The sequence below is a fragment of the Sulfurospirillum sp. MES genome (assembly GCF_000789415.1).
Taxonomy (GTDB): domain Bacteria; phylum Campylobacterota; class Campylobacteria; order Campylobacterales; family Sulfurospirillaceae; genus Sulfurospirillum; species Sulfurospirillum cavolei.
Map to the genome: position 1 here is coordinate 33,437 of NZ_JSEC01000008.1, position 17,438 is coordinate 50,874.

The following is a 17,438-nucleotide window of genomic DNA, read 5'->3' on the forward strand; positions in this document are numbered from 1 at the left end:
ATTACGAGCGGAATTGGTTGAGTTTGGTATTGAGGTTTTCGGCTAAACGCGAGAGATGATCCGCCGCCGCGGCGATCTCTTCGACGCTTCGAGCGTTTTGACTGGTCAGCGTATTGATGTTAGAAACCATAGAGACGATTTTATCGGTGTCGTTGGAAATCTTATGCGAATTGGACGCACTCGTCGTTACGGACGTCACGCTCTTTTCCATCACGTCTACCGTTCCCAAAATCGTCGATTCGACGCCGCTGGAAACATCTGTCAGCCTTTGAATATTTCGAGCGTTTTTATTCATCTGATCGGACGAATCCACGATCGACTGAACGATGACGTTGATGGTCGCGTTAATCTCGGTCAAAGAGGCTTGCGTACGTTCGGCAAGCTTTCGCACCTCATCCGCAACGACGGCAAATCCGCGTCCGTGTTCTCCGGCACGTGCCGCTTCGATGGCGGCATTGAGCGCCAATAAATTCGTTTGATCCGCAATATCGGAGATGACGGTCAAAATTTGTTTGACCTGCTCGGCATCGTGACTCATCTGCTCCAATTTGTGCGCCAATGCGCTCTCGGCCTGACTGGCGTTATCGACTTCGTTTCGCAACGAAATAACCTCTTCTTTGGCATTGTTAAGCTTTTGACCCGCGGAGGCGATCTCCGTTTTCATCGCTTCGGAGAGTTGTGCCGTTTCTTGAACGAAACGTTTGATCGTATCGATCTCGTGAATCGCGTTTTCGACGATCAAAGAGCTTTGCTCGGCATTGCGCCCGATTTGCATACTGGTCGTACTAAGCTCATGCGAAACCGATGCGTTTTCGTTGGACGAATTTTTGGCGTCTTCGATCGTGTGTTCTAGCGTATCGACCAAGTCGTTGAAACTCTTGACGATCTCGTTGATTTCATTTTTCTTGTCGTAGCTGATGCGAAATTTGAGCTCTTTGGTGCGCACGAAATTCGTGATACTGTCGCGAATCAAATGCACGCCTTGTAAAATATTTTTGCGAATCACAAAGCTTAAAACCAAGACCGAAAGCCCAACGGCAAGTGCGACCAAAATCATCATCAACGTTGCGCTCTCTTTCGTATCGACGGCAATCTTCGCATCGTTTTGCGATAAGGTTTTATTGTACGCCATATGCTCTTCCAAAAGGGTATTGAGTGCCGTGCTTTGTGTACGCAAGTTATACAACAATGCTTTAGCTTCTTCGTTTCTATCGGCTGACGACAAGGTAAAGAGTTGCTCGGAAATAGCGATAAAAGGGCTAATCAGCTCTTTTTCCTTAAGATACATCTCTTTATCTTTTTCGTCGGAAAGTAAACTTTCGTATTTTTTATAGCTGACGTCAAATTTTGCACGATATTCGTGAAAACGTTTTTCAATCCTTTGAAAATCCTCTTTATCGTGAGCCGTAATGTGTTCCCACAGTCTCACGCGCATCTGATTGAATTCGTTTTGCAAATCCGCCATAATTAAAACGCTTGGAAGCGAATTGACGTTACAGGTATTGGTTTTTTCAAACACTTGATCCATTTTGCTTAGTCCGATACCGAAAATAGCGATAAGCCCGAAAATAGCGATGGATAGCATCATCATCAATTGTCGTGAAATACTCATAGTTGACTCCTTTATGATCTTGTATGAAATCATAACTTAGCGAGTGTGACAAATGCGTTGTATGCTAAAAAAGGAGTTTTAAACGTTTCGTCGCACGTCCACTTCGATGGAAAGTTTGCTTTGCCCGCTACTGAGCACCACGCCTCGAAGCGGTGCGACGTCGTCGTAGTCTCTGCCGCTTCCCAAGACGATGTGTTGCGTGCTTGCGAGAAGATTGTTCGTCGGATCGAATGCCGCCCAACCGTATTGCGGGATGTAGACGCCGACCCACGCATGCGACGCGTCGCTTCCGAAGAGTTTTTCGCCTCCAAGAGGAGGCACGGTTTCGATATAACCGCTGACGTATCGAGCGCTCAGTCCCAACGAACGAAGTGCCGCAATCGCAAATTGCGCGAAGTCTTGGCACACGCCTTTTTTGGCTTCGAAAATCTCTTCGATCGGCGTCGTAATATCGCTAAAACCGGCGACAAAATCAAAATCGTCGTAGATGCGCCCCATAAACTCTTTGATCGCTTCGGCGATAGGACGATGCGGCTCGAACGAGCGTCGCGCATAAGCGCGAATAGCGTCCGAAGCCTTGGGAATACGTTTGGAGTCGAATAAAAAGAGCTTTGCCTCAATCGCATCGGGATCAAAACGCGTTAATGCGCTTGCGACCTCTTCACATGTCAGCGTTAACGCCTCAAAACGCTCGACGCGCCTTAAGACCTCTTGTTCGTCTATGCTGACATGGGAACGACCGACGACGCTCAAGGATCGATGCGCCTCGCGAATCAACAAATGCGACGTTGCGTTCCCGAACATATCGGTAAAATCGCTGGTTTCGTACGCCAACGGCGTCACTTCCATCTGAAAATCCATGACATGTTGCGTGACACTCTCTTTGGGACGCAACCGTGCGATATTGTGGCTAAACGTCACAAGCCCTTGATAATGAAACGCCGTTTGATGGTAAATTTCGTACGTCATGTGCTACTCGTCATAATGGGAAAAATAGGTTTTGGAAAGCTCCACCGAACAGAGCGAAAAATGTTCCGAAAGCTGTGTCAAAAGTCGATCGAGTGCCGTGTAAAAGCTTTCATTCTCGTCTAAGAGCATCAACGACGCAAGGTTACTGAGCGTGAGAGTGCTGTACGCTTGAAAAATCGGCTCTTCGTAAGCACTCAAATACGTCTTGCGTTTTGGCAGAGCCTTTAAGTCCTCCAACAAAGCTTGCGTCACGTAAGCGACGGATTTGGGAAAATGCGGATTTAAGATCAAAAACTCCACCACGTTTTCAAGTTGTAAAGAGCTTTTATACTGCGTACGGTACGCGTTAAAGCTTTCGCTTGAACTCAAAAACGCCTCTAAAATATCGTAGGTCACGGCTTTATCGTATTTAAAACAAAGCAATGAACGTGCTTTAGAAAGCGTTAAAAGCGCACTTTCGAGTTTAAATCCGATGTCGTAGACGATCAAACCTTGCTCTTTGTACATACTCTCTTCCACCAGCTCTTTGTATGCCACAAGGTACAACAACACTTTATCGAGTTCGCTTAACATACTGCGAACGGGCGTATTGGGTTTTTTCGTAAATTGCTTCCACTCTTTTTGCATCTGTTCGAACAGTTTCCACGCCTCGATCGCCAACAGGCTTTTAACGCAAAGATTTGCATTGCCCAGTCGTTCCAACGTAAACGCGAGAGAGCCTTGTTTGTGGGCGTCTTTCATCAACGAGGCGATTTCCAGTAAGGGATTTTGCGCCGTCTCTTCGTCTAAAAATCCCGGATACGTCATCGTCACATGGGTTAACGCTTTTTGTAAGGTGCGTTTTGACTCTTGCGAAACGCTTCCCTCGTAGTGGTGAAAATCGGTCATCTTTTTGACCGTATAGCGCATCAGTCGCAACGTATGAATCGCGCGCGAAAGATAGCGTCCGAGCCAAAAGAGGTTTTCGGCTTTGAGCGTGGGCAAGGTGTTGAGTGAAGCGTCGATAAAAGGCAAAGCCGCATAATTTGGAAGATTTTCGTTTTTTTTATCCTCTCCCAAAATCCACAAATCTTTGCTCGTTCCTCCCTTTTGCGACGAAACGAGCAATGCGTCTTTGGAAGCGGAAACGCGCACCAATCCGCCGTTCATCACGGTGTAATTTTCGTTCTTTTTTAAGGCGTAAGCGCGTATGACCGCATTGCGCGGTTCGATTTTGCCGTTGCCGTAAAAAGGCGTCGTCGAAAAGTCGATCGCCTCTTGTGCGACGTACTGATGCGGATTGTCCAAAACGCTTTTTTGCAGTTTCTCTTTCATCGCTTCGGAAAGGTTTTTAACCAAATAGGTCTGAATCGATTCGGTTTTGTCGATTTTTTTAAGAATAAAATTCTCGAAGTTTTCCATCACGAACGTTAACTCTTTTTCTTGCCCGCACCACCACGTTGCGATTTGCGGCAAAATCAGCTCTTCGTTCAGAAAAAAACGGCAAATACGTTCCATAAAAGGGTTCAGTCCGATATTTTCCACAATCGCACTGCCGATGGGATTGATCATCGCAAGATTGCCTTGGCGTACGCAATCCACCAAACCCGCAACGCCGAGCTTCGAATCTTCCAAAAGCTCCAGCGGATCGCAAAAGCGATCGTCCAGACGTTTGACCAAGGTTTGAATCGGTTTGAGTCCACTTAAACTTTTCAACCACACGCTACCGTTTTTACACAACAGATCATCGCCTTGGACGAGGTTAATTTCTAAAAACGAACTCAGATACGCATGTTCAAAATAGGTTTCGTTGTGCGGTCCTGGCGTTAAAAGCGCGGCTTTGGAAGTGTCGCCTTTGGTGAGTTTTTTGAGCAGTTTTTTATACTCTTCGATAAAAGGGAAAAGCTTTTTGACCTCATGGTCCGCGTAAAAATCTTTCGCCGCGATGTTCATCGTCAAACGGTTTTCGATGGCATACCCCAAACCCGAAGGTGCTTGCGTGCGATCGTTAATGACCCACATCTTTCCGTCCGGCCCTCTTGCTAGGTCTAATGCGTAAAAATAGAGCTGAAAATCTTCGCGTAAGCCCATACCGTCTGCGGCACTCAAAAAGCCTTTGTGCGTAAAAATAACTTCGGCGGGAATGATGTTCTCTTTTAAGAGCAACCGTTCGCCGTAGAGGTCTTTTAAAATACAATTGAGCAGTTTGGCACGTTGCTTGATCCCTTGTTTGACGCTTTTCCACTCTTCTTTCGTGATCATAAAAGGAATCGGATCTAAACTCCACGGACGGTTGCCTTCGCCCTCCGGATCGTTATAAACGTTGTACGTAACGCCGTTATCTTCCAGATGCCATGCGATCTCGGCTTGTTTACCCTCCAACTCCTCAACGCTTAAACGCTCTAAATGTGCCGCTAAGTTCTTCCAATGCGCCCGTACGTTACGGTTTTTATCGACCATTTCGTCGCAAAAAGAGTCAGAAGCGTAGGTATCGAAGAATTGCATTAGGCTTTCATTCCTTTTCGTCTTAGATCGAGCGTATGCGGGTATTCAAGGCTCGGCGCTAAGGTCTCGACCCACAAGGTCTTCGTAGGATCGCCCTCCAACGCCATCACGGTCGCACGCGTGTTTACATGTGCGGTTGAAGTCTGAATTACCGAAGGTATAAGATAGCGTAGCTCGCCTTGAGAATGGTTAAAGTCCCAAAAACGGTTCATACGACGCGATTCGGCTTCGTAGCTGTTCACGGGGAAGGTATCGTAATTGCGCCCGCCCGGATGTGCCACAAAATAACGCATACCGCCGATGGAGTGTCGATTCCAACGATCAACCACGTCAAACGTTAAAGGCGTATCGACGCCGATGGTGGGATGCAAAGCCGACCACGGTTGCCACGCTTTGTACTTCACGCCCGCAACGAATTCTCCTTCCACGCCTGTGGGCGAAAGCGGAACGACGACGCCGTTACATGTAAGGGTATAGCGTTCGGGAATAAAATCTTTGATCTTGACTTGCACGCGCTCCAACGAAGAATCTACATAGCGAGACGTTCCTTGTGAGCCGCTCTCTTCGCCAAGAACATGCCAAGGCTCGATGGCGGCGCGAAGTTCCAGATGCATCTTTTCAATCGTCGTCATTCCGTAAAGCGGAAAGCGAAACTCGAAAAACGGATCGAACCAATCCAGCGCAAAAGGATAACCCTCGGCATTGAGAAAACCGACGATGTCGCGTAAATCTTCTTTGACGTAGTGTTCCAGTAAAAACTTATCGTGAAGCTGTGTTCCCCAGCGCACCAATTGGTGTTGGTACGGTTTTTTCCAAAAGAGAGCAACCAAAGTGCGTACTAAAAGCATCTGTAAAAGCGCCATCTGTGCGTGTGGTGGCATATCAAACGCACGTAGTTCCAAGATGCCAAGCCTGCCACTACTGGAATCGGGCGAATAGAGCTTGTCGATGCAAAATTCGCTTCGGTGCGTGTTGCCCGTGATGTCGGTGAGCATATGGCGAAAGAGCCTATCGGTCAGCCAAAACGGCACACTATCGCCCTCGGGAATCTGCGCAAAGGCGATCTCAAGCTCGTAGAGATTTTCCGCCCTACCCTCATCCACGCGCGGTGCTTGCGAGGTTGGACCGATAAATGCGCCTGAGAAGAGGTACGAAAGTCCTGGGTGGTGTTGCCAAAACGTGATGAGACTGCGAAGCAGATCGGGACGGCGTAACAATGGGCTATCTTCGGGTTTAAGAGCACCAATGGTGACGTGATTGCCGCCACCCGTGCCTGTGTGTTTGCCGTCTAACATAAATTTTTCAGTCCCCAAGCGTGATTCATGTGCCTCTTTGTAGAGGGTTAAAAGATTCTCACTGAGTGCTTTCCACGAGGTTGCAGGGTGAATGTTCACTTCGATGACACCCGGGTCTGGCGTGACTTTGATGCGCTCTAGCCTTAGATCATGAGAAGGTTCATACCCTTCCAAAAATACTTTTACATGTAAAGATTCTGCCACCGCTTCGATGCATGCGACCAAGTCTAAAAGGGCTTCTGTATGGTTGAGGGGTGGAAGAAAGATAAAGAGTTTTCCCTCGCGTACTTCCGCGCAGAGTGCCGTGCGTACAAAGGTCTGGGTTTGGGTATTGGAAAGGGTTGCATCGGCTTTTTTGCAACGCTTGTGTGCTAAGACACTGTACTCGCCCAAAGCGGGATAATGCGCAAACAGATCGGGTTCAAAAGGAAGTGCCAGCTCAGAGTGCGGCTTTTCGACCAAAGAGCCTAGTGGGAGCCTAAGCCCAAGGGGTGAATTGCCTGCACTGAGGTACAAATAGCCACGCCTTAACACCCACGAAGAGGTGATCCATCGTGTCGTTCCAAAATTTAACGGCAACACATATCCGACAGGCTTATTCAGCCCACCGGAAAGCACTTTGGCGATCGTTTGTCGCTCCAAAGAGTCGGAGAGGTCGGCTTTCATCGGATCGACGTCGATGGGCAGTTCGGACTCTTTGATGATGTAATACAACGGGTCTTCGTACGCTTCGACGATACATTGATCGCTTACGCCAAGGGTAAGTGCTAGTTTGGCTAAAAAGCGTTTGGCATCGTCGTTGGTGTAGTTATAGGTTTCATTCATAGAGGCAAACAGTTCAGGATTGTTCCAGATGGGTTTGCCGTCTTTGCGCCAAATGATGGAGGTTTGCCACCTTGGAAGCGGCTCACCCGGGTACCATTTTCCTTGGGCGTAATGAAGCATGCCACCCTTGGTAAACGAGCTTAAGAGTTTGCGTGAGAGCGTATCCGCCAAAGCGCGTTTGTGCGCACCGTCGGCTTTGGTATTCCACTCATCGCCTTCCATATCATCAATCGAAACAAAGGTCGGCTCACCGCCCATGGAAAGCCTTACATCGCCCTCTTCCAAAGCTTTGTCGACTTCAAAACCCAAGTTATAAATAGCATCCCATTGGTCATCACGGTACGGCTTGGTCACACGCGGCGATTCAAAAATGCGTTTAACCGTGTTGTCATAAATGAATTCCGTTTCGCATTTATCGCTCATACCCTCTATTGCATAGGCACTTTCATACGAAGGCGTACACGCAAGCGGTATATGCCCCTCACCCGCAAAAAGCCCACTGGTCGCATCAAGCCCTATCCAGCCGGCTCCTGGGATGTAGACTTCCGTCCACGCATGCAGATCGGTAAAGTCCGCTTCGGGACCGCTTGGACCATCGAGCGAGGCGACATCGGCTTTGAGTTGCACGAGGTAGCCTGAGACAAACCGCGCCGCAAGCCCTAGATGGCGAAGCACTTGCACAAACAGCCACGCAAAGTCACGACAACTTCCCAGTTTTTTCTCCAATGTCACTTCGCAGGTTTGCACTCCAGGCTCTAAACGGATCGTGTAGGAGAGATGGCGATTGATCTCGCTGTTCAGATAGACCAAAAAATCAATAATAGAGCGCTTTTTACAATCCAAAGAGCGCACAAAAGTCCTTAAAAGCTCACCATCTTCGCTCTCTTCAAGGTAGGGAAGCAACTCTTTTTGAAGCTCTTTTTTGTAGACAAACGGAAACTCTTTGGCGTATTCATCGACGAAAAAATCAAACGGATTGATCGTGATGAGATCAGCGATGATCTCCACATCGATGCAGAGCTCTTTGGTTTTTTCAGGAAAAACGATGCGTGCTAAGTAGTTGCCAAAAGGGTCTTGTTGCCAATTGATAAAATGGTTTTCGGGTTTGATTTTGAGCGAATAGCCCTCAATCGGGGTGCGACTGTGAGGAGCTGGGCGCAAACGGATGATATGCGGGGACAGAGAAACGTAACGATCGTAACGGTACTCGGTTTTATGCGACAAAACGACTTTAAGCGACATAGCGACCCCTTTGGTGAGAAAATCGATGTCATTATAACATCAAGTGCTTCTTTCGTGCGTGTGCTTTTGCTTAAGATATCATCAGAAGCGTTCTTAAAAAATGCTTAGAACGCTTGACATGTAAACAATAGAGTTCTTGCAGAACTCTTGACACGTCTTTAAAGCAAAGCTCTAAAGACTACGTTAACACTGCGTTTTCTTCGGCAGAAAACCCACCTTCTTGCAAAATGAGTTTTGCAAGATGTCTAATGAATGTTACAAAAAGTCTGGTGATTTAGGGTTCCATAAGCGCATTTTTTCCCATACGTTTTAAGGGAAGCAAGATATACTCTAAAACGGTTCGTTTTCCCGTGATAATGTTAATACTCGCCTCCATACCGGGCATGATCGGCAAATTTGCTCCGAAACGGTCTTTGTCGGCTTTGATTTTCACGGCATAAAAAATATCGCCTTTTTGCGTCGTAAAACTATCGGGACTAATCGATATCAGTTCGCCTTCGATCATACCGTACTTCGCATAATCGTACGCCGTAATCTCGATATTGGCTTTTTGACCGACCCATATACGCCCGCGATCGGCGGCTTTAATGTTGGCTTCGATCGTCAAACCCTCTTCCAACGGCGTAATTTCCGCAACTTTATCGCCCGGTTTAATCGTACCGCCGATCGTATGAAAGTACAAAATATTCACAATACCGTTTACCGGAGAGGTAATGAGCAAACGGTTCGTTCGATCGATACTGGCTTCGCTTTGTTGGGAAAGCTGTGTCAATTTTAAGCGTACTTCTTGAAGATCGTTGAGTTGCTTGGATAAAATATCGGAGCGAACGGAGCCTAACTCATGCACCGCTTCTTTGTATTTACCTTGCGTAATCGGTATTTGATTGGTCACTTCGTCGATTTGCGTAATCAAATTTTGTTTTTTACTCAGTTCAAACAAATACTCTTTACGCGATCCCGCACCCGATTTCATTAACTGTTCGGTAATCGAAACGTTCTCTTTTGCCATATTGAGTTCAAGCGAGAGATTTTTTTCCTTGATTTCAAGCTCTTTAAGCTCGTATTGACGTTGTTCGACTTTTTGCTGTACGCCGCTTAAGCGTTCCGTATTGTTCGTTTTTTCGCTTTTAAAAATCTGCATTTCGTTTTGAACGATCTCGGGATAGCCTTCGCTCATATACGCCTCAAAAACCAAAGGCTTATCGTCAATCAAACTCATTAAACGTTGTTCTTTTGCAAGGAGCGAAATTCTATCCAAATCTTTGCTTTTCAGATCGGCGGTAAAAAAGGCCTGATTGAGCCGGTAAATCGGCTGATTGACTTTGACCGTATCGCCTTCTTTGACTAAAATCTCCGAAACGATACCGCCTTCTAAGTGTTGAAGCACCTTGGTTTGTCCTGAAGGTACGGCTTTTCCGCTTCCTCTGACAACCTCATCGATATGGCTAAATGCCGACCATAGAAAGAAAACGACGAAAAAAAGCCCGATGGGAACGACCGTGACGTAATAGCTCCATCGCTTTTCGATCATCATGTCTAACATACGGGTTTTCCTTGCAACTGTTTTAAAATCTCTTCTTTAGGGCCGTCCGCTACGATACGCCCGTTGTTGACGACCATCACGCGATCGACCAAATCCAAAGCGGCGAAACGATGCGTAATGACGATCAGCGTTTTATCGCGTAAAAGCGGCTTAAGGTGGTCGACCATCTCTTTTTCAAGCCCGACGTCCATGCCGGTCGTCGGCTCGTCCAACACGACGATCGAGGGATCGTTAATCAACGCACGCGCAAGACCGACCAAATGGCGTTGTCCCACCGAGAGGCGACTGCCGTTTTCGCCGACTTGAAAATTTTCTCCCTCGCCCGAACGTTTGACAAGTTCGTCTAAACCCGTCATCGCCAAAAGCTTAATCAAACGCTCTTTACCGATACGTATGCCCAGTTCGATATTGTCTTTAAGCGTTCCGGCAAATAAAAACGGCTCTTGCGGCATAATGCCGATATGTGCGCGAAGCTCCACCGGATGAAGAGTATGAATTTCGTGTCCGTCGATATGAATCGTACCGCTTTGTGCGGAATCGATGCCGGAGAGTAGCCTCAAAATCGTGCTTTTCCCCGCACCCGTGCGCCCGATGATGCCAATTTTTTCGCCTTGCTTGATCTTGAAAGTGGCTTGAAGCAAAGAGGGATTTTTAGAACCCTCGTACGTGTACGTGACATGGTTAAACTCGATATTTCCCTCTAAATTTCGAACGCCGAATTCAACGGATTTTTGCGTTTCCAAAGGCAAATGCCAAAAGCGATTCAGCGAATCGAGGGCTTCTTTAAACTCTTTGTATTTCACTAAAATCGTCGAAATATTCACAATCGGAACCATCGCGCGTCCGACCAAAATACTCAATGCTACCAAAGCACCTAACGTTAGGTTCTTTTCTTGAATCTCGTAAACGCCCGCCACCAAAGCAAACATCGTCGCAAACTGCATCACGACCGCGGAGAGGCTCATCGCCAAATTGGTGTGCATTTGAATTTTGAGATTGACGAAATTGTAAAAATGGATCAATTTACGCCATTTAAACAAACGCGTCGTTACCGCATTGGTCAATTTGAGCGTTTCAATACCCTTAATCGTCTCAAATAAAAAATTGTGTTTCATCTGTCCGTCGTGGAAGAGTTTTTGACTCCAACGAAACAAAGGAATTTGAAATCCAAGGTTGATCGCAACAACGACGATACCGCACAAAAGCGTAATTGCGGCAATGATCGGAGAAATAATGTAAATAATCAACAAGGTCAGCGCGATAAAAGGCAAATCCAACGCCAAAGAGATACTTTTGGACATAAAAAAGTCGCGCACTTGCGCGGCTTCCCTCTTGCGTAAAAAACATCGTTTGCTTGCTTTTTCTACTTTGGAGCATATGCGCAATATTTGCCGGTAAAAGAGAATCGATGCTCCGAATGTAAAATTCATAACCCGTTTTTTTATACGCCAAGGCGCCGAACGTTCCGCCGAGCATCATAATGTGAAACCCGCTGACGATCTGATAAAGCGTTCCGACCGCCAATAATCCTAAAATAGCCGTACTAAAGATAACGGTCGCCATAAAAAAGATACCGAGTAACTCGGCGTTGGTATACACAACATAGAGAATGAAAAGCCAAATGATTAAATACGCTTTTAAAACTTTGATTCGTTTCATCGTGTTAAGTGTTACCCTTTTTTTTAAATTTATTATAGAAACCTCGGCGATTTTATCAATTCTTTCGTATGGTAATGCTTAAAATACCTTTATAAAATGACAAAAAAATTCTTTGTAATCAATGCGTTACTTTTACGTAAATAACGTCCTTAAAAGTCAAATTGTTTCAAAAATCAAAAGAGAATTATTATTTGTCAAAATTATCAAGAGAAACAAAAAAAGGGAAAGAAGCAAGCACTCCTTTCCTCCTCTTTTTAGATATTAAAATATTATTTAAAATCGGTATGAACAATGGTATCTTGAACATCGATATACGCTTTTGTGCCATCACTTGCGGTGCCTTCATAACGAGTATAGCCTGTTTCAGCACCTGTAGTTGCCGTCCAACCTGTACCGTGAATGCTATCATCACTTCCACCTAAGACTTTAAGAACGGTACTTGCATCATCGGTGATATTTAAGACATCCGCTGGATTGATCGTTAAATTTACCGTCGCTTTGGTCAAATCAAGCACTTCGATGCTTTCTATTTTAATATTCGCAATGCCACTCAAATCGACCGTACCACTTGTGTTAATAAGAAGCGTATCGATACCCGTTCCACCGTCGATAACGGTATCGGTTGCGTCGTATACAAGCGTATCGTTACCGGCTCCTCCGTAGAGTTTATCGGCTCCTGCACCGCCGTCAAGATAGTCGTTGCCAGCGCCTCCATTCAAGGTGTCGTTACCATTGCCACCTTTAAGCATGTCGTCGCCATCGCCACCTGTAAGTGTGTCATTGCCACCCAATCCTAACATGATATTTGTACCCGTCGTAGTACCGACTTTGACATCATCTCCAGAGGTTCCCGTATAGGTTGGTACCCCTTCTATAGATGTTATATCCGATAGCGTTGATACCGCAGAAACATTGAGGATGACCTCTTGTGATGCTACAGTGTTATTAGACGATACTTCACTCAGATGCATATCAAGCGTTCCTGAGAAATCAGAACCAAATTTTAAAACCGCCGTTGACAACAGTGAGCTATCAAAAGTGATAGACCCATCATCGGATACGGTATGCGATACACCATCACTGGTAATGACTGTAGCATCACTAGGAATACCTGAAAGACTTACTAAGCCTGCAGCAAAAATTGCCACATTAACATAGGTTGCGAGATCTACCTGTGTTGTTGAAGCATTAAGGTTGCCTGCAATCACACCTTGTTGCGCGCTCAATACCAAATTGTCGATAAACGTTCCTCGCCCGTTAGTATTAGTGGAAGTTGCATCGGTACGAATTTCGATAGTGTGACTTTGCCCGTCTCCTTCGAAACTAACCGATACAGACTTCCAATCAATAAATGTTTGTCCGCTTGTCGGTGTAAACGATTTGACTAACGTTCCGTCGATGTAAACGCCAATTTGCGTATACTCCGTACTAAAGCCAGGTCTACCTGCGCAATCAAAAGTGAGAGTGTAGACCAGTCCATCAACGGTTGCTACACTTCGTTCAATACCAATGGTTTGAGCGTTACTCCCCGCATCATTGAGCTCAAGAAAGTTCTCCCCATTGCCAAACGATGCAGAGACTTTATTATCACTCGAATTTTGTGCTTGTTGCGTATCACCCGTACTCCAAACTTCAAAGCTGTTGGTTCCACCTGTTCTCGACTCTGGACTTGTCACTAAAGTCCATCCCTCTAACGTCGTAGATTCAGTGTATATCGTTGATGTTGTGTCGGTATTGGAAACGCTCTCCCAACTGTTTGCAAAAATAACCGTTGAAGATGTATCGATAGATACGGTCGTTGAAGCATGATCTCCATTGGCACTTTCCGTGGATGTTGCTGTGATTTGAAGCATATGCACACTCTCGTTGTTGGAAACACTTAAATCCGTATAGCTTATTTTAGAGAGATTCCAATCTTTCACATCAACACTAGAAGCGGTATCGGTTGCCGTAAAGGTATACGTTCCATCTGTTAATGTAGCACCTTTAGGAATATCAGAAATCACAAGGCTTGTAATCTTCTCTGAACCATCCGTGTCAACTAACGCATCCGCAATATTAATGGAGACAGCAGGATTGGTAAAGCTAATAGAATGTATAAGATAATCATCTCCATTAGCTGGCGCACTAAAGACGATTTTATCAAACGAAGAACCGGTACTTGGCTGAAGTGTAACCGCAGCATCAATACCGTCTGAACCGTGAACAGTTGATCCTTCTCCAACTTTCACTCCATTAAGATAAAATTCATACTTCGCCGTCTCTGAGCTATTAAGATAAGCAAATGAAACATTAACCGATGATACAGCATGGTCAAAGTTGACAACCAACTTTTCAGACTGCTTAGAGGAATTACTGTATCCTAACTCTTCACTAGCACCTGAGGCATTACCGCTCACACCAAAACCACTGACAGTATTGTTATTAAATGTACTAATGCTACCATCAGAACCATTAGGGTTTAATGCTTTTACCGTATACCCTTGACCTGTTAAATGAGTCGCATCAATAGTCGTGGTTGTATAAACTCCTCCAGCAGAAAGATGCGGAGCATCTGCCACGGCTGTAATCGCAACTGTTGTCGTATAACTTGAACTCCACGCTGTACCATCGCTCACGCTAAAGGTAAAGGTTTTGTCAAGATCACTGTTTCCTGTCGGAGTAAAGGTTAACTTACCAGCATTAAGATCTGCCACTGAAATCTCAGCACCGGCACTTACCGCATGACCGTTTAGATAAAGTGTTCCATTTTCCGGCAAAGAATCGATACGAATAGAAGCTAAAGCGTTGCCCTCTTCATCGTGGTATGTACCAAAATCACTCGCATGAAGCGTATATGCCGTGTCTTCTGTAACGGTAATAGTGTCATTCGTAGATGTTGGTGCATTATCATTGACATTGGTTTCATTCAAGTTAACCGTAATATCCGTTGTTTTTGTGCCATCGGATGCGGTGACCGTAATGGAATGAGCGTTGGTCGCTGTTTCATAATCATCGGCAAACGAAGCAACACCTGCTGCGGTTAAGCTGATCGCACCTGTCGTGGTATTAATCGTATAGAGATCATTGCCATTAGCATCTTGAACATTCGTTTTAATGCTGTAAGTAACGCTATTACCATCGGCATCGGTCGCTGCAACTTTTCCAAGTACGGTATCTGCTGTTGTGTTTTCTGCGTAAGAGAAGGTATAACTACTAACTGTTGTGTCGTTCGTAGGATCAACAAACACTGGTGCGTCATCAACAGCTATTACATGTACAACCGTATATGCTGTATTGCTATTGTTATTTCCATCATTTACAACGATAGAAATAACACGATCTGTTGTAACAGGATTTTCACTACTACTTGCATAGGTAATGGCTTTGAATGCATCTTGGTACTCAGACAGCGTTGCACTACCACTTAAGTTAATGACAATATTTCCATTTGCATCCGTTGTTGTAGTTGCGTGAATATCACTTGGCAATGTCCCAATATTGAGACTATCTCCCGCGTACGTATTGGTAAGTGTGATTGTTGCACTTTCCATATGGGTATCATCTATGTCACTAATGCTCACATCATGATCGACGATAGAAACACCTGTACCATTTTCAGTGTAGCTTGTTTCATAGCCAGTGTCAGTATTAGCTTTAAGAGCGATATTGTCCAAAAGAGCACCCAAAGAGTCTGAAATACCTGTTCCTTCAAACGATAATGTATTCTCACCAACGCTAAGTCCCGTAGCCGTGACACTGATGCTGTACCAACCTGTTGTGGCATTATATGTATAACTTACATTTAAGCCATCACTTACATTGGTGATGGCAAGCACTCCTGCACTTGTATAGCTCAGATCAAATGATTCACCGCCTAAAGTGACTTTCATACTACTATCAAGCTGAGCTTCAGGACGTGCATGATAATCAAAGGCTAATGTTGCGGTTGTGTCGGTTAACGTAAGATGCGTAGAGAGTGTTACCAGTCCATCAGAATCAAGTTCTGCCACGGCTTGACCATCAGTAGCACTGACAGTGATACCACTGTTTTGTACTTCTAAGTTATGTCCTGTTGTTGTCCACGCAACACCATTGTCTCCTGTAAAGGTTGAGCTTGATAGAATCGTCCAACCTGAAGAACCGCTAAGTCCTTCAAAAGATTCAGTATATGCTTGGTCAACACCATTAAGATCAAGCACAGGAGCATCATTAACTGACGTAATATCGAGCGTTGCGCTGCCGTCAACCGTTTTGTCACCATCACTGATTGTATAGCTAAAGCTTACTTCTGTATCATCATTTTCAGCTGGTGTGTATGTCCATGTACCATCATTATTATCAACCAATGTACCGTTTCCACTGCTAATGACAAGATTGGTTGCGGTTAAATTGGCACTATCCACATCATGGGCATTGGCAAGAAGATATGCTTGTGTAATAATATAGGCACCACTGTCTTCAGCAATGGAGTCTAAGGTTACTGCTTCTGTTGTTGGAGCATCATTATCGCCAGTAATGGTCAAATTAACCGTTTTAGCTGCTGTTTCTGCGCCATACTCATCGGCAATCGTAAAGGTAACTGTTGCTGTTGCATCAACGCCACCAGGAAGAGAGTTTAGATCATCCGTAGTGCTAATCTCGTACGTACCATCTTGGTTTACATGTAAGCTTGCTTCAAAGCTTGCTGGGATACCATCTTTATCGGTGTAGTTAAAGGTTACGGTTGTGTCATAACCACTTGTCGAAACAGCTTCACCGTTAACTTGGTTGATATGAAGTGCTGCATTATGGTCAACATCGGTTGCTAAAGAAGCAATACCAAGATCACCGTTATAAGTTTTATCTACATCTGCCTCAGCTGCATCTTCTGCAACACTAAAGTCAAGAGTATCTGAAGAGCTCAACACTGGCGCATCATTGGTTCCTGTGATAACAATCGTCACGGTAGCAGGTGCACTGATTGAGCTTGCATTGGTGCCATCGGCTCCGCTAAAGCCTTGTCCGTCATTTGCGATGTATTGGAATGTCACGGTAGCACTCTCACCTGCGGCAAGGGCGTTAAAATTTCCTATCACCGTATACGTGCCATCGGCGTTGACGATCACATTGAGAGAGGAAACCCGTTCGCTGTTAACGCTGATACTGTCTGCAACAATAGCATACGTAAGAGAATCGCCATCAGCGTCTGTTCCCGTGGCAAGGCTTCCGTTAAAGGAATTTTCTCCATTTAACACTTCGAGTTGTGTCGCGGAGACATCACTAATGATCGGAGAGTCATTGGGATCAACATTAAAAGCAGCTGCTATAAAAGTTGTACCGCCACCTGTTGTGTTATTCAATACTCGCTCGGTGGCGAAGACATTGCTCTCATGTCCACCAACAAGATAGGTCGGTGATGCAAATCCTGAAATAAGACTTTGACCACCAGGTGCACCCACGTCACCACCTGCGGCTGTTTCTGGAAGATTACTAATGTCTTCACCACGAAGCAACGCCGCTTGGATATCTTCAACGCTTTGATTGGAGGAGACGGCTTCTATCGTTTTACCTTGTACGACGGATTCATCGGCAAAATTTTGAGCATGCACGTAAACGCTTTGATCGAGCGTAACGTTATCGTTACCGTTGAGGACGATCTCTCGACCGTCGTTTAGCGTTAAAACGACATGGGAACCTGCCCCGATCGTACTGATAACGTCTTCTGCATTGAGCATATCGCCGACTTTTAAAACGCGATCTTCGCCCGATGCGTTACGCGCCATAACGATACCGCTAATTTGCTTGATTGTTCCGATAGAAAGTGCCATGACGAACTCTCCTCACGTAT

The 17,438-nt window shown here is 45.5% G+C and carries 7 protein-coding genes; all 7 read right to left on the bottom strand.

What is annotated here, in order from left to right; genetic code table 11:
• Position 1 precedes the first annotated feature (1 nt).
• The 7 genes from OA34_RS10260 to OA34_RS10295 all read right to left on the bottom strand — a co-directional run bounded on the left by OA34_RS10260 (position 2) and on the right by OA34_RS10295 (position 17,418).
• Positions 2-1,612, bottom strand: a complete 1,611-nt coding sequence (locus OA34_RS10260; protein ID WP_039675018.1) for a methyl-accepting chemotaxis protein — start codon at positions 1,610-1,612, stop codon at positions 2-4.
• A gap of 78 nt (positions 1,613-1,690) precedes the next feature.
• On the bottom strand, positions 1,691-2,581 hold the full coding sequence (locus tag OA34_RS10265; protein WP_039675020.1) for a transglutaminase family protein: 891 nt from the start codon (positions 2,579-2,581) through the stop codon (positions 1,691-1,693).
• A gap of 3 nt (positions 2,582-2,584) precedes the next feature.
• The gene (locus OA34_RS10270) at positions 2,585-5,065 is read right to left on the bottom strand and encodes a circularly permuted type 2 ATP-grasp protein (protein ID WP_039675022.1); all 2,481 of its coding nucleotides are present in this window, start codon (positions 5,063-5,065) and stop codon (positions 2,585-2,587) included.
• Positions 5,065-8,427: a transglutaminase family protein gene (locus OA34_RS10275; protein ID WP_039675024.1), complete on the bottom strand. Its 3,363-nt coding sequence runs from the start codon at positions 8,425-8,427 to the stop codon at positions 5,065-5,067. The genes OA34_RS10270 and OA34_RS10275 overlap by 1 nt, the downstream gene beginning before the upstream one ends.
• 274 nt (positions 8,428-8,701) lie before the next feature.
• Positions 8,702-9,970, bottom strand: a complete 1,269-nt coding sequence (locus tag OA34_RS10280) for an HlyD family type I secretion periplasmic adaptor subunit (RefSeq protein WP_039675026.1) — start codon at positions 9,968-9,970, stop codon at positions 8,702-8,704.
• Positions 9,964-11,271, bottom strand: a complete 1,308-nt coding sequence (locus OA34_RS10285; protein WP_286682985.1) for an ATP-binding cassette domain-containing protein — start codon at positions 11,269-11,271, stop codon at positions 9,964-9,966. The genes OA34_RS10280 and OA34_RS10285 overlap by 7 nt, the downstream gene beginning before the upstream one ends.
• 627 nt (positions 11,272-11,898) lie before the next feature.
• Positions 11,899-17,418: a retention module-containing protein gene (locus OA34_RS10295; RefSeq protein WP_039675032.1), complete on the bottom strand. Its 5,520-nt coding sequence runs from the start codon at positions 17,416-17,418 to the stop codon at positions 11,899-11,901.
• Between the last annotated feature and the right edge of the window lie 20 nt (positions 17,419-17,438).

Coding starts and splice junctions, on each gene's coding strand:
- OA34_RS10295 (WP_039675032.1), bottom strand. CDS start 17,418: ATGGCACTTTCTATCGGAACAATCAAGCAAATTAGCGGTATCGTTATG.
- OA34_RS10265 (WP_039675020.1), bottom strand. CDS start 2,581: ATGACGTACGAAATTTACCATCAAACGGCGTTTCATTATCAAGGGCTT.
- OA34_RS10285 (WP_286682985.1), bottom strand. CDS start 11,271: ATGTCCAAAAGTATCTCTTTGGCGTTGGATTTGCCTTTTATCGCGCTG.
- OA34_RS10275 (WP_039675024.1), bottom strand. CDS start 8,427: ATGTCGCTTAAAGTCGTTTTGTCGCATAAAACCGAGTACCGTTACGAT.
- OA34_RS10260 (WP_039675018.1), bottom strand. CDS start 1,612: ATGAGTATTTCACGACAATTGATGATGATGCTATCCATCGCTATTTTC.
- OA34_RS10280 (WP_039675026.1), bottom strand. CDS start 9,970: ATGTTAGACATGATGATCGAAAAGCGATGGAGCTATTACGTCACGGTC.
- OA34_RS10270 (WP_039675022.1), bottom strand. CDS start 5,065: ATGCAATTCTTCGATACCTACGCTTCTGACTCTTTTTGCGACGAAATG.